Genomic DNA, 14,518 nt, shown 5'->3' with positions numbered 1-14,518 from the left:
ACTAAGACTCGCCTATTAATGGGTTTAATTTGTTATCAATTGCTTCACGGGCACGAAATATACGCGAACGTACTGTACCTACAGGGCAATCCATTACCACAGCTATTTCCTCATAGCTCATACCCTCAATTTCTCTGAGAGTTATTGCGGTTTTAAGGTCTTCAGGCAAACTATCAATTGTATTAAAAATTACAGCGCGAACCTCTTCACTCAATAAAAGGTTCTCAGGTGATGCGTTTGAACGCATGGAGTCACCACAATCATAAAATTCAGCTTCTTCGGCGTCAATATCATTGGCTGGCGGCTTACGCCCCTGCGCAACTAGATAATTTTTAGCACAATTAACGGCAATACGGTATAACCAAGTATAGAAAGCGCTATCGCCTCTAAAGTTGGGAAGTGCACGGTAAGCTTTTATAAAAGCCTCTTGCGCTACATCAGCAATATCACCTTGGTTTGATACATAACGAGAGATCAAACCTGCAATCTTGTTTTGATACTTCTTTACTAATAGATTGAAGGCATTTTTATCGCCCTGCTGCACTCTTCTTACTAGCACTAAATCCAATTCCTGCTCGCTCATTCGAGCCGGTACTCCTATGTCTGATTTTTGCTTGTTATTCATATTATCGCCATTGTTCACAAATACTCTGACCCCGACATGAATAAAAAGTTCTGCTTAATATTATTTTTATATAAAATAGTTCATAAATAACGGCGCTAAGCCATTAAAATCACTACGTAGTGGTATGGCAAATATGATACAACTACGGATATTAAAAACAAATACTGCTTTATTTAAGCATTGTAACCGCAAAGTACCCCTGACATGAACCAAAATAAACATCACATCGCAGATGTCGCTATTATCGGAAGCGGCGCGGCTGGCTTATCTCTTGCCTTATCTTTAGCTAATTATTGTAACGTGACCGTTATTAGTAAAGGTGCGCTTACCGAAGGCTCTACACTTTATGCACAAGGTGGCATAGCCGCAGTATTTGATAAACAAAATGACAGTATTGAATCGCATGTTGAAGATACCCTCGATGCTGGCGGCGGCCTATGTGACCGTAAAGCAGTTCATTATACAGCAAGTAATGCACACGATTGCCTACAATGGCTAATTGACCAAGGCGTGCCTTTTGACATGGAGTTTGACAGCAAAGGCAAAGAACGTTTTCACTTAACGCGAGAAGGCGGACATAGCCATCGTCGAATTTTGCATGCCGCCGATGCTACAGGTAAAGCCGTTCAAACAACGTTAATAAGCCAAGTAAAATTACATAAAAATATCACTCTACTTGAGCAATATAATGCAATTGATTTAATCACTGATAAAAATACAGGCCGAACAGGTACACACGTAGAGGGTATGTATGTGTGGAACAAAAAAGCTAAAAAAGTCGAAACTATATCAGCTAAATTTGTAGCGCTTGCCACCGGTGGAGCTAGTAAGGTGTACTTATATACATCTAACCCTGATGTATCGAGCGGTGACGGTATTGCTATGGCTTGGCGAGCTGGCTGTAAAGTGGCTAATATGGAGTTTAACCAATTTCACCCCACCAGCTTATACCATCCAGAATTACAAAACTTTTTAATTACCGAAGCAATGCGCGGTGAAGGCGCCTATTTAAAACGGCCCGACGGCACCCGCTTTATGAAAGACTTTGACGAACGCGAAGAGTTAGCCCCTCGTGACATAGTGGCTCGTGCAATTGATTTTGAAATGAAACGCTTAGGCGCAAATTGTGTTTATTTAGATATTAGTCACAAAGATAAAGAGTTTATTATTGAGCACTTCCCTACCATTTATGCAAAATGCTTAAGTGTTGGGTTAGATATCACAAAAGAAGCGATTCCGGTTGTCCCTGCCGCACACTATACTTGCGGTGGTGTAATAACCGACTTCAACGGTAAAACAGATTTAGATAATCTTTATGCCGTGGGTGAAGTTGCCTACACCGGTTTACACGGTGCAAACCGAATGGCAAGCAACTCATTGTTAGAATGCATTGTGTTTGCCCATGCCGCAGCAAAAGATATTTTAAGCAAAATTGAACATGCGCCAGAGCCAATGACCTTGCCACAATGGGATGAAAGCCGCGTAACTAACTCTGACGAAGAAATAGTCATCACTCATAATTGGCATGAGCTACGTCTGTTTATGTGGGATTATGTTGGTATTGTTCGTTCAACTAAACGGTTAGAGCGCGCATTGCATCGCGTTGAGCTGCTGCAACAAGAAATACACGATTATTATGCTAACTTTAGAGTAAGTAACAACCTGCTAGAACTACGTAATTTAGTACAAGTGGCAGAGTTAATAATTAGAAGTGCCATGCAAAGAAAAGAAAGTAGAGGGCTTCATTACACGATTGATTATCCTGATCAAAACGAAAACCCAACTCCCACTATTTTGACTCCTGAGCGCCATTAACAGCGCTCAAAACAGCTCGTTTTAATCGGGCATAGCTTTGCTTATCAACACCATTGGCTGAAATAATAAGCCAATGGTTGTTACTAAATCCTTTTATGAATAGCCAAACACTGCCCGTGAACACTCTGCTTTTGGTACTTATTTGCCCTTCTACTTTATAAGCGTGATTTTCGAATCTAAACAAATTGGGCTCTAAAATAATCACGCCCATGTGCGGTTGGCATACAGTTATTTTACGCTCTACTAAAATCCCAGCTATTAGATTGGCAATAACACAAATTATAATAGACAGGACAGAACTTAAAAATAAGCACATTATTAATGTAAGCACACAAAAAAAGACCACAATGGGTTTGTGGTCTGCTTTATTATTTCTTACTGTGAACCTATACACGAACTCTGTTTAATATAAGTTGAACCATGCTATTTAGCTGCTCGTCTTTACATTTTTCATGCCCCATAAACCATGCAAATAAATCAGGGTCTTCTTGTGTTAACAAGCGCTGAAATATAGCTTGTTGCTCTGCATTTAAAGAATCGTATGCTTCTTCTATAAACGGCATAAACAAAACATCTAGCTCTAACATACCACGACGACAAGCCCAACGAATACGTGCTTTACTATGAATTTCAACCATTTTAAACCTCATACTGAATTGACTCGAGTTTAACAAACACAAGCCGGTTTAGCAGCTATTAATCAACTATAAAATAAATACACCCCTGCGGGTGCTTGTCTGTACCATACGTAACAACTGCGTTATTATGTCACTTCATTTGTATTGCAAAGAAGGTTTTTATGTCTAGCGTTTACGCATGTCCGTTATCTCACCAACTTATTAGCCTTACGGGTGCTGATAAATTATCTTATCTGCACGGGCAAATTACTCAAGATCTAAATAAATTAACCACCAGCAATTTTTTATGGACCGGTCATTGTAGTGCCAAAGGAAAACTTTGGGGTGTATTTAAGCTCTTTTCTCACCAAGACAGTTATTACTTATCTGGCAGCAGTGCCGAGGTAGAGCAATCATTAGTTGAGCTAAAAAAATACGCTGTATTTGCAAAAGTAGACATAAGCGCCTCTTCAAAGCGCCTCATTGGTCTTATTGGTGATGACTTATCCGCTACATTAGATGAGCTGAATATTACCTTTAACGAAAGCACTTCAGCATGCGATTTTGCAAGCGGTAAGGCATTAAAACTGGCTAATAACCGAGTTCTGCTTATGGTCGATAACCAGTTTGCAGTACCTGACACTGTTTCTACGCTCGATAATGATACCCCATGGCAACAAGCAGCAATTTTAGCTGGCGAGCCACAACTTAACAGTGATGCAATTGGTGAATATGTGCCGCAAATGGTTAACTTACAAGCCATTGGTGGAATCAGCTTTAAAAAAGGCTGCTATACAGGGCAAGAAACTGTAGCCCGTATGAAATACCTTGGTAAAAATAAGCGAGCCATGTATATCGTATCAGGCCAAAGTGAAAGTATGCTGGACGAACCCGAACTTGAAGTACAACTGGGTGAAAACTGGCGTCGTGCTGGTAAGCTTATTGCGCAAAGCTTTGATGAAAAAACAAAGATCTTAACTGGCCTTGTTGTGTTGCCAAACGATACTGAAACAACGCAAGTACTTCGTGCAAAACACGCGCCTCAGGTAGAGCTAAACATTCTGCCTCTGCCCTACTCTTTAGATGATGAATAAATAGGAATGACTATGACCGTTGCGGCAAACAAAGTGGTAAAAATGCATTATTCAGTGATGGATAATGATGGTAACAGCATTGATAACTCGTTCGGTGGTGAGCCGCTACATTTTATTGTGGGTACTGGTTATCTAATTTCGGGCCTTGAAAACGCACTACTAGGTAAGCAACCTGGTGACACGCTAAGCGTAAAAGTAGAACCTGAAGATGGTTACGGTGAACGCCATGACAACCTAATGCAAGCTGTACCAAAGTCGATGTTCGATGGTATGGAAATTGAAGTGGGTATGCAATTTCGTGCATCAACAGATGATGGCGACCAATCAGTAATGATTATTGATATCCAAGATGAAGAGGTCATTGTTGATGGCAATAACCCGCTTGCAGGTATTACACTAAACTTCGATGTTGAAATACTTGAAGTACGAGATGCAACAGCTGATGAGCTTACCCATGGCCATGTACATGGCGAAGGTGGTTGTGGTCACGACCACTAATAAAACCTTTTATAAAAAAAGCGCCTAAGGCGCTTTTTTTATATCATATTATTACGTTTAACCACCTTGGGGTCACTTTGTTGCTTTTTAGGCTGTGCCACTGGTACGTTCTGTTTTTTTAGTGCGTCTAGTAACCCTTGTTGGTCGTTTGTACCCACTCTATACAAGGTGCCATCGTTAAGCGTTAGCTGAACAGCACTAAAACCAGACACAGTATAAACCCACCCATCGTGAGTTATACGAATACCAATACCATGCCTGTAAGAGTTTTGAACTGCTTTCGCCTCAGAGATATCGCTAAGCGTAATTTGCTGGCCTGCCACACCAGGGCCAAATCCCCAGCTAATTGTTTTATCGTTTACTTTAACTGTTAAGCCATGAAACAAAAAGCCCACCAGTACCAATACACCTGCAAAAATAATTAACGGCCAATCTGCCCCAATTAAATTCCACGCTAAAGCAACAAAGCCACCAATCCAGGTCAAAACAAAAAAAATAAACACCGCATACTGTTTATGCTGATACATATTATTCTCTAATTAAATAAAATACTTAAAAACTATACACTAAAGTAGCACTGAGCTCAGAATCAAACTTAAGTTTATCATCTTCTGGTTTTGAATTATAACGATACATATAAGCAAACTTAAGAGACACCGCCCCTATAACCTGACTAATCAGCGCAGTTTCAGATTTTAATCGTGAATTTAACCCTGACAATGACTGCTCTATACTCACATCTTGATTAAAACGTGTGCGTTTTGAAACCAGTCGCTCCCATTGCATAGCAACACGAAGTAAGTAACCGGTTTTACTTTCTTCGCTTTCACTCACCGCTGAGTCTTCATCAGCTACAGAACGGTACAAACCAGGCCCGATATCAATATCTACTTTGTTCTTGGTGCCCTGATAAACACGCGCACCATACCCTGTTGCAATGGTGCTTTTAAATTTAAGGCCACTAAACTGATCTTCTTCGTAATCGCCATAAATAAAAAACGATGAATTTTTAACGCCTACTTTGTAGTTACCTTGTGCAGATACAAACACACGGTTTGCAGTTACATCGCTGTCTCCAGTGTCGTCATTTTCGTCGCGCTTATAAAGGGAGTCAATTTTGAATTGGTTTCGCCACTTTTCAAAATCTTGGTAAAGGTTACCTTTGAGCTTAAAGCTGGTTGAATTGATATTACCCCGAGACAAAATAAACCCAAACTCAGTATCGCCGTAAAGCATTTCGCCTTTGTGTAAATCATGAATTTCTTCGTCAGAAAGCTGCCCATACTCATGAAAATCTTCAAATGGATCAACAGCCCAGCAAGAGCCACTAATTAAAATAAAAATTAAAAATAAATACTTACGCAAAATTCTATCTCGCCACTTAATCAAAAATAAACAAACAGCATGGCTTATTCACTTTCTTTCCATAAAATATGGCAAAACGGGGCGTCTTTATCACGGCTAATTAAAATTTTTGCAAATAGCACATCTTCATTATCAAACTCTAAACCCACTAGCACTTGAATAAAGTGTTCTGGCTCAATTTCAAGCGCAACAAAATCTTGCCACTGGTCGTCCGGTTCATCTTCTTCAATAAAGCCAAGATCTTCTCGGTACTCATTAAAGTTTTCAACGTCATCATCGCTTAAGTTACTCGGTGCTAACTCTAAAAAAATATCATAAGCTTGATGTGTTGCTTCTTCGATTGTAAATAAACGTGGACCCGACATATCTGCGTAACCTTAAACTTTATAATTGGCGCTATGTTATCAAATCTGATTACCTATTTGATAAAAAAAGCGTTTAAAAACCTGACTTTTTTAACCTCAAATCACACTTTATGTATTACCAAAATAAAACCAAGTAATTCAGACTGCCCATTTGCAAATAAATTCAATCTATTTTAAAAACCACATCACTTTACTTCCCTTTTGTAACCGCATAAGCTCGAGCAACAGGTCAGAGGAGTTGATAATGATAAAACTAGAAAAACAAGACAGTATTGCAACGGTTACCTTGAGTCGTGCCGACAAACAAAACGCATTAAACTTTGCCATGTTTGTATCGTTAAATAACACGATTAAAAACATAAAAAAGGATCGTACTATTCGTGCAGTGATTATAAAAGGTGATGGCGAACATTTTTGTTCAGGGCTTGATATTACCGCGGTTATGGCCTCACCTGTAAATATAATAAAATTACTGTTTAAATGGTTACCCGGCAACCAAAACTTAGCGCAAAAAGTTGTACTAGGGTGGCAATCGTTAAGCGTACCTGTTATTGCACAAATTAATGGCAACTGCTTAGGAGGAGGGTTACAAATAGCGTTAGGAGCAGATTACAGAATTGTACACAATGACGCCAAGCTAGCCATAATGGAAGCTCGCTGGGGGCTTTGCCCTGACATGGGGGCAAATGTAATGATGGGCGGCCTTGTTAAACGCGACCAAGCACTTTTTCTTGCAAGCCATGCAACCCCTATAACCGCAGAGCAAGCAAACGAGCTAGGGCTCGTCACACAGCTAACAAACAACACAGAACTTGCTACCCAAACACTGCTAAGTACATTACTTGAGCGCTCACCCGATACCCTAGCTGCTATTAAGCGTATTACTCAATTAAGCTATCAGTCACAGCAACGAAAAATACTCGCAAAAGAAACTTGGAGCCAAATTCGTTTACTAACAAACCCAAATACAAAAAAAGCCATCGCAAAAGCAAAGGGTAAATCCGATATAGAATACAACAACGCTAAGCGGTGGTAATTAAATCGGCGTTAATACTAAAACGACGTTAATACTAAAACGACGTTAATACTAAGGGACAATGTACACATTGTTATTGGTTGTTAAACTAAAAGCCCTCTATAAAATTGAGTAATAATGATGAAATACCTGTTAAGTAGCGCAATCATTTTGCTGTGTTTAGCCTGTGCTAAACTTATTATGCATTTTACAGGAGGCAGCTTCCCTGCCCCTTTACTCGCTATGGTTATTTTATTAGTGTTACTGCTAGCAGGGATAGTAAAAGAGGATCATCTAAAACCCTGCGCCTCTCCAATTTTAAATGTGATGCCTATTTTTTTTATTCCCGCTGGCGTTGGCTTTATTGAACATCTAAACCTTATAAAATCTAACTGGCCTTTTTTAATGTCTGTTATTTTTTTTGTGCCAGTAAGTACATTATTGTTAGTTAGCTCAGTGATGTTTTTTTTCAAAAGCAGAAAAAACAATGACTGAATTAAAGCCTGACATTTGGTGGTTGTGTGTTCCTATAATTATTGCTTTGTTTTTACTGCTTAGGGCGTTTAACGTACGCATGAAAAGCAGTGCTTTAAAGTCAATAACAAACCCTGTTTTTTTAAGTATTGCCGTTATTGCTTTGTTATTGATTAACTTAAACCTGCCTTACTCCAAGTTTGCTTATCATAGTCAGCTACTAAGCTGGCTTTTAGAGCCCGCCATAGTGGCTTTAGCACTGCCTTTATATCAGCAATTTATTCATGTTCGTAAAAATCTATTACTCATAGTAGGCACTTGCAGTTTAGGTATAGTAAATGCAACTTTTGTGGCTTTTTTATTAAGTGTATTTTTTAAGGTTCCTTCTGAGCTAAGTGCCTCTGTGGCGGCACTTAGCGTCACAACGCCTATTTCGTTAATTGTTACAGATTCATTGGGGGGGATCAGCTCTTTGGCCGCCGCTATGGTTATTTTTATTGGCTTATTAGGGGCATTATTTGGTTTCATGCTGTTTAAATTGGTAAAAATAGGCAGTCATGAATCCCAAGGTGTTGCTATGGGGACGGCCTGCCACGCTATTGGGACAGCAGCGGCACTTGCTGAACACCCTAAAATAGGTGCATTTTCATCAGTAGCTATGGCGCTCAGTGCATTGCTAACCGCCATAATAGTCCCACTCCTCTATCCTTTTTTAGTAAACAGTTTGCTATAGTTTACAAAAATTTAATTACACGAGTTAAGAGCCCATAATGATCAGTTCTGAAATCGAACAGTTTGAAAAGTATTACAACATGCTCACTGAGTATTTAGTTACCTACAGCATGCAAATTGTAGGGGCTGTTTTTATATTGTTGATTGGCCTTTGGATAGCACAAAAACTATCTAAAATAGTCGCCAATTTAATGACTCGCCATAATGTGGATATTACGCTTACAAACTTTGTTAGTAGTGTTGTAAAAGTACTGCTTATTGTTATGGTTATTATTATAGCGCTTGGCAAAATAGGGATAAGTGTTACTCCCTTTGTGGCGGCAATAGGTGCAGCTTCTTTGGGTGCAGGTTTAGCACTACAGGGCATGTTGTCTAATTATGGTGCTGGCCTTGCCATTATCGCTACACGCCCATTTGTAGTTGGCGATACCATTGAAGTTAAAAATGTAAGCGGTCAAGTTAAAACAATAGAGCTTGGCTACACCATTTTAATAGATGAAGAAAAAGTAGAAATCACCATCCCTAACAAACATATTATGGGCGAAATAATTCATAACTCATTTAGTTACTCGTTAGTTAAGGGTGAAATAGATATTGCCTATAGCGCATGTGCTGATACCGCTATTGATCTTATTGAAGAGGTACTGAACGCACACGAGTTAGTTGCTCAAAACCCGCACTCACAAATAGGCATAGAGCGCTTTGCCGATAGCGGCGTTACCCTTAGCTACCGATACTGGGTACCCACTACGAAAATTATAGAAACAAAGTTAGCTATAAACGGCGGTGTATACAAAGCCATTAACGACGCCAATATCGAAATACCTTTCCCGCAACGTGTTGTTACTATAAATAAAAACGACTCATAACTGTAAATACAACGCTGGTCTAGCCAAGGGCTGGCGTTAAACTAACTCAACACCACTGACTAAAGTCATATTGGTTTGTTATTTTTTCTGTACTATTAAGTTACAGCTTAAAAACCGATACATTTTTAGAACCACAAAAACAATAATGAGTCACTATGAACCTCAGCCCATTTTATTTAGGCGATTGGCAGGTAAGCCCCCTATCAAACAGCATTCAACATGCAGGTAAAAACAAGCAGCTAGAACCAAAAGCCATGGATGTTTTAATTTATTTATGCTTAAAAAAAGGGGAGCTTGTTAGTAGTGACGAACTACTTACCCACTGTTGGAAAAATATTGAAGTAGGCGATAACCCGCTACATAAAATAATTACACAGTTACGTAAAGCCCTTGGCGATAAAGCAAGTGCACCACAATACATAGAAACAATAAGAAAACGTGGCTACCGTATTATTGCAAAGTTAGACTTTCCTTTAAGTGAAGAAGCCCCCAAAGTAACAAGCTGGCAAGGTGGATCGCCCTTTTTAGGATTAAGCGCTTATAATACAACCGATAACCACCTGTTTTTTGGCCGTAACCAGGCCATTGCCACTTTATTAGAAAGGGTAGCTAGCCAAGTGAATTTTGGTCGCGCTTTTTGCTTAATTTTAGGCCCAAGTGGTACAGGTAAATCATCCTTAGTGAGCGCGGGCATTTTACCTAAACTGCTTGATAAGCGCGGCTACAATGGGATTGGTGTGGTTTCGTATACTCAACTAGATTTCGCAGATATTGACCACAGTCGGCTTTATTTAGATTTAGCGTCAGCCATGCTTGATTGGGATATAAATAACCTGCCTGTCTTTGATGGTTTGAGTGCCGAAAAACTTGCCCAGCAATTAACGCAAAACACCAATAATGTTATTAATACTTTAACTAATGCCTTAAATAAATCAGTACCAACACTTAACAAACCGCAATTATTTTTGTTCATTGATCGCTTAGAAGTCCTTCTTTCATCACCTTTATTTGATGATGAAACGCGTAGCCAATTTTTATCGGTTATTGAACGCTTAGCAACGTCTAAAGCGGTGATTGTATTTAGTGCGTGCAGAAACGACTTTTATCCTTTAGTGGTTGAGCAACCAAGCCTAATGGCTGGCAAAGCTAATGGCGCGCATTACGACTTAACACCACCGAACAGGCACGAACTTCAACAAATTATTCGCTTGCCAGCAATAACCGCTAATTTAACCTTTTCACATGACCCACAAACCCAAACACCACTGGATGAAATACTCTGCGCCGATACCGCCAACAATCCCGATGCACTCCCCATGCTGCAATACACACTGCAAGAGCTGTATTTACAGCGCAGTGATAATAATGAGTTGTTACACAGTGTGTATAAAAAACTTGGCGGTATTGAGGGCGCGATAGGCAAAAAAGCAGAAGATGTATTTATAGGGCTTTCTAAAGCGCAACAACAGCAACTAAAAAGCGTGTTATCACAATTAATAACGCTAAACCCTGATGGTAAAACTATTACTAGCCGCGCTGCCCGCTGGAAAGCGTTAACCAACACCAGCCAAAAAGAGCTTGCGCAAGCTATGGTCGACAGCCGCTTATTTGTATCGCACTTACAAAATGGCGAAGCCTGTTTTAGCCTTTCGCACGAAGCATTATTACGTCAATGGCCACGCGCGAAGCAGTGGATAAGCGATCACAAAGATTCATTAGCAATAAAAAGCCGTTTACAACACCAAGCACAAAATTGGATAGATGAAGGTAAAAGTAATGCTTACCTCCTTGCGACAGGAAAACCGCTGCAAGAGGCCGTTACCTTATTGAACGACAACACATTCGAACTAGGCGATGACGAACACGCCCTTATAACCAGCTCTCTTAAGCATAGTAAGACAAAAACCACCCTGAAACGCGGTACCGTCTCTTTGCTTTGCTTACTTACCTGTGTTGCCCTATTTATGAGTGTTACCAGCTTTCAAGCGCAGCAACTAGCACAGCAAAAACGCCAAGAGGCCGAAAGCTTACTAGGGTTTATGGTAGGTGATTTTGCCGATAAATTACGCAGCGTAAAGCGTATGGACTTACTTGATGGCATTAGTAATAAAGCACTTGAGTATTTTACCAATCAAGTTGATGAACCAAGCTCGCTATTTAACTTTAGTAATCAACAAGCCAAATTTAAAAGTCGCTTTCAGTACGCACAAACCCTGGAAGCTATGGGGGAAGTGGCCTATTCTCGCGGGAAAACCATTGAGGCCTTCACCGCCTTTGAAAACGCCCGCATACGCCTTGAGGCATTATTAAAAATTCAGCAAAACAACTTAGAGCTTCTCACACTCGCCGGTGCGAATGCCTTTTGGCTCGGCCAGCTTCATTACGATAAAAGCGATTACGCTGCCACTGAGCCATTATTTAAAAAGTACCATTCATATAGCGAAATCATGTATTCATTAGCACCAAATGATTTTAACTCAATTATGGAGTTATCGTATTCACATAATTCGCTGGGATCTTTATATTTAAAGCAATTTAACTACACTGGCGCAAAACAACGCTTTACAAAATCGCTCACCCTTAAAAATAAAGCGCTTGAGCTTAAACCCAATTATAAAAACTTATTGCGCGATAAAGCCGATACTCTAAGTTGGCTTGCAAAAACAGAAGAAAGGCTAGGTAATCTCAATACAGCATTATTAATATATAAAGATGTAGCAACTGAATTAGATAATATGTTGATGCTATATCCTAATGATGCGAGCTTATTTAAAGCCGTTGCAAATAATTATATCCAACAAAGCTACCTTCTGAGTTACCTACCAGATAAAAAACATGCCTACGAAAAGGCACAACAAGCAACAAAAATAGTTAATGATGCACGATTACAAGATCCAAAAAGCAAATACTTTCAGCGTGCTTACTATCGATTTTTAGCCCACAACTTAACTATTTCAGCAGATAAAAATATCGATAAGCAAGTTTTTGAAATTATTAATTTCACAAAAAATAAAGATTTTAGAAATAACCTCATAATTAATACTCAATTGAGTCTCATACAGTATTTTATTGATAGAAAGTCACCGCTTAACGCACAGGTGTTATTAACGGCGCTTGAAAATAATGATAATTTTCAAAAATATAAAATCAGCCAAATACAAAGTGGCGATCATTTAGTACTTACGAAGATAAGCTTAATTAAAGCACAATTGGCTACAACTAGTATAAATCGGGAGCAGTTCTGCTTAGATGCACTTGAAGCCATAACAAAAACAGTAAAAAAAAATCAGAGTATTAAAATAATGTACCCGCTGGTACAGGCGTACACTTGTTTAAATCGAGCTAACGAAGTCCCCAAGATAAAAGCACGCCTAGTTAAACTGGGCATTAATAACTTTCAACTATGAATACAAAGGAAGTAATATGAATAACACTCAAGAACAAATTCACTTTACAGTTAACATTGTACTAGGCAGTGACGACGAAGCTAACTTCACATACTTTATAAATGACAAAGAAGTGACTGGCGGCGGAGTTGTAAGAACCGAAACCGCGGGTATTTATAGTTTAGATGAAGCCACGCTTGCTAAAGGCTTTTTATTTACTGGCGCCACTATCACCGATGTTAATAAAGAAACGCCTTGCGCCCAAGACTTCAGTTTTAAAGTAAGCGATAACGGCCGTACAATTGCTATTATCGACACTGATGAAAACCCTGGCATTGCCTGTTTAGTATTTAACGTTGAGTGCAATGGTAATCCTTATACAAGTACCGACCCTCAAGTTGAAAATGAAGAAGAAAACTAATTAACAACGATTAATTTCTAAATTACACAGGGCTGATTTAGCCTTGTGCAACATTTGATACTTTAGGCACCTTCCCAGCTACTCTGAAAACTAAGAAGCCAAACTATTAGCACCAAAAAAAACAAAACAAGCAAATAAAAATCAATAAGTTAAACCAGAAGGTTATCGAAAGGTTTAAAAACCATAAATTGAATAAACTGCTAGACATCAAGTTTCATTAACAATAAAAATGAGCAACACCATGTCTAACAATAATGAAAATAGCAGAGCAAATAACACCGACAACGCTGTATCTGCATTAATGAGCAGCATTTCTAATACCGTTAACAATGAAAAAATAAGCGCGATTATTAATGTTACTAATGTGATGGCCGATGCTATTTTTATTGTAAATGCACACGGTGTGTTTGAATCGGTAAACCCAGTAGCTGCAAGATTTTTTAATGTTCCTTCAGATATACTAATTGGTAAAAAGTGGCAGCATTTTTTACAAGAGCAATACCGTAACGATTATGAATACATGTTTGAAAGTTGGAAAAACAATTATCAAACGCCCCTTAATCATGGCCCCAAAGAAGTAAAAATAATTAAAGCCAATGGTAATTTTTTAGATGTAGAACTTTCGGTTTCGTGCATTCCACCAGCCACAACCAATAATACTCCTTTATTTATTTGCATCATGCATGACATTTCTAAACATATAAAAAAGTATAAAGTACTCGAAACACTTTCAAAGCTCGATCACCTAACGGGTATTGCAAATCGTGGCACGCTAGAAAAAACAATCCACAAAGATTGGCAAACATGCCTAATGAACAAGCAGCCATTAAGTTTTATATTGATTGATATTGATTATTTTAAACTATTTAACGATAACTTTGGGCATGTAAAAGGTGACAAGTGTTTACAAAAAGTAGCAAAAACAATTGAAGAATGCCTACCGTCAAAAGACAGCTTAGTTGCCCGATACGGTGGAGAAGAGTTTGCCGTGATATTACCACGGTCTCATATTTCGAACGCTGAAATGATAGCCAAGCGTATCCAAGATAGAATTTTAAATTTAAATTTTAGAGAAATAGGCCTACATGACAACGTTAAAATTAGTGTTAGCCAAGGCTTAGCATGTGAATACAATAACCAATACAGAACATCTGAAGCATTAATGTGTGCGGCCGATACCGCTTTGTATAGAGCTAAATCGGAAGGAAGAAACATGATTTGTATCAGGTAATGATTACTATT

Annotated in this window: 16 protein-coding genes; 10 read left to right on the top strand and 6 right to left on the bottom strand. The window is 38.9% G+C overall.

The window, feature by feature from the left end:
- Position 1: 1 nt before the first annotated feature.
- Entirely contained in the window at positions 2–583 is a 582-nt protein-coding gene (gene rpoE / locus ATS76_RS02490) for an RNA polymerase sigma factor RpoE (RefSeq protein WP_006794143.1), read from the bottom strand.
- Positions 584–829: 246 nt separating this feature from the next.
- Here rpoE and nadB point away from each other — a divergent pair, with 246 nt between their 5' ends.
- Positions 830–2,440: an L-aspartate oxidase gene (gene nadB / locus ATS76_RS02485; protein WP_058550909.1), complete on the top strand. Its 1,611-nt coding sequence runs from the start codon at positions 830–832 to the stop codon at positions 2,438–2,440.
- On the opposite strand, the gene ATS76_RS19360 is transcribed toward nadB, so the two are convergent.
- A complete protein-coding gene (locus ATS76_RS19360; RefSeq protein ID WP_058550908.1) occupies positions 2,415–2,771 on the bottom strand; it encodes a hypothetical protein in 357 nt (118 codons plus the stop codon). The two genes, nadB and ATS76_RS19360, sit on opposite strands and share 26 nt — an antisense overlap.
- A 55-nt stretch (positions 2,772–2,826) precedes the next feature.
- Positions 2,827–3,078, bottom strand: a complete 252-nt coding sequence (locus tag ATS76_RS02475) for an FAD assembly factor SdhE (RefSeq protein ID WP_058550907.1) — start codon at positions 3,076–3,078, stop codon at positions 2,827–2,829.
- 161 nt (positions 3,079–3,239) lie between these two features.
- Here ATS76_RS02475 and ygfZ point away from each other — a divergent pair, with 161 nt between their 5' ends.
- Together ygfZ and ATS76_RS02465 are read left to right on the top strand one after the other, a co-directional pair.
- Entirely contained in the window at positions 3,240–4,151 is a 912-nt protein-coding gene (gene ygfZ, locus ATS76_RS02470; RefSeq protein WP_058550906.1) for a tRNA-modifying protein YgfZ, read from the top strand.
- A gap of 12 nt (positions 4,152–4,163) precedes the next feature.
- On the top strand, positions 4,164–4,649 hold the full coding sequence (locus ATS76_RS02465; RefSeq protein ID WP_058402994.1) for an FKBP-type peptidyl-prolyl cis-trans isomerase: 486 nt from the start codon (positions 4,164–4,166) through the stop codon (positions 4,647–4,649).
- Between the two features lie 38 nt (positions 4,650–4,687).
- On the opposite strand, the gene ATS76_RS02460 is transcribed toward ATS76_RS02465, so the two are convergent.
- The 3 genes from ATS76_RS02460 to ATS76_RS02450 are packed head-to-tail and all read right to left on the bottom strand — an operon-like array spanning position 4,688 to position 6,379.
- On the bottom strand, positions 4,688–5,176 hold the full coding sequence (locus tag ATS76_RS02460; RefSeq protein WP_058550905.1) for a hypothetical protein: 489 nt from the start codon (positions 5,174–5,176) through the stop codon (positions 4,688–4,690).
- 25 nt (positions 5,177–5,201) lie between these two features.
- Positions 5,202–6,014 carry a DUF481 domain-containing protein gene (locus ATS76_RS02455; protein ID WP_058550904.1) on the bottom strand — a complete coding sequence of 271 codons (813 nt, stop codon included), beginning with the start codon at positions 6,012–6,014 and terminating at the stop codon, positions 5,202–5,204.
- Between the two features lie 44 nt (positions 6,015–6,058).
- Positions 6,059–6,379 (bottom strand): HI1450 family dsDNA-mimic protein, encoded by a 321-nt coding sequence (locus ATS76_RS02450; RefSeq protein WP_006794135.1) that lies wholly within the window; start codon positions 6,377–6,379, stop codon positions 6,059–6,061.
- Positions 6,380–6,623: 244 nt separating this feature from the next.
- On the opposite strand from ATS76_RS02450, the gene ATS76_RS02445 reads away from it, so the two are divergent.
- The 7 genes from ATS76_RS02445 (at position 6,624) to ATS76_RS02415 (ending at position 14,507) form a co-directional block, all read left to right on the top strand.
- Entirely contained in the window at positions 6,624–7,415 is a 792-nt protein-coding gene (locus ATS76_RS02445) for a crotonase/enoyl-CoA hydratase family protein (RefSeq protein ID WP_058550903.1), read from the top strand.
- Between the two features lie 120 nt (positions 7,416–7,535).
- Positions 7,536–7,889 carry a CidA/LrgA family protein gene (locus tag ATS76_RS02440; protein ID WP_058550902.1) on the top strand — a complete coding sequence of 118 codons (354 nt, stop codon included), beginning with the start codon at positions 7,536–7,538 and terminating at the stop codon, positions 7,887–7,889.
- On the top strand, positions 7,882–8,601 hold the full coding sequence (locus ATS76_RS02435) for an LrgB family protein (protein ID WP_058550901.1): 720 nt from the start codon (positions 7,882–7,884) through the stop codon (positions 8,599–8,601). The genes ATS76_RS02440 and ATS76_RS02435 overlap by 8 nt, the downstream gene beginning before the upstream one ends.
- A 37-nt stretch (positions 8,602–8,638) precedes the next feature.
- Positions 8,639–9,469: a mechanosensitive ion channel family protein gene (locus ATS76_RS02430; protein WP_058550900.1), complete on the top strand. Its 831-nt coding sequence runs from the start codon at positions 8,639–8,641 to the stop codon at positions 9,467–9,469.
- Between the two features lie 155 nt (positions 9,470–9,624).
- A complete protein-coding gene (locus ATS76_RS02425; RefSeq protein ID WP_058550899.1) occupies positions 9,625–12,876 on the top strand; it encodes an nSTAND1 domain-containing NTPase in 3,252 nt (1,083 codons plus the stop codon).
- A 16-nt stretch (positions 12,877–12,892) separates the two neighbouring features.
- Positions 12,893–13,276 (top strand): DP-EP family protein, encoded by a 384-nt coding sequence (locus ATS76_RS02420; RefSeq protein ID WP_058550898.1) that lies wholly within the window; start codon positions 12,893–12,895, stop codon positions 13,274–13,276.
- Positions 13,277–13,517: 241 nt separating this feature from the next.
- Positions 13,518–14,507, top strand: coding sequence for a sensor domain-containing diguanylate cyclase (locus tag ATS76_RS02415; RefSeq protein ID WP_058550897.1), 990 nt, complete (start codon positions 13,518–13,520; stop codon positions 14,505–14,507).
- Positions 14,508–14,518 lie beyond the last annotated feature (11 nt).

This window comes from Pseudoalteromonas sp. 10-33, from assembly GCF_001469195.1.
GTDB lineage: Bacteria > Pseudomonadota > Gammaproteobacteria > Enterobacterales > Alteromonadaceae > Pseudoalteromonas.
This window is presented reverse-complemented; position numbering and strand designations above follow the sequence as displayed.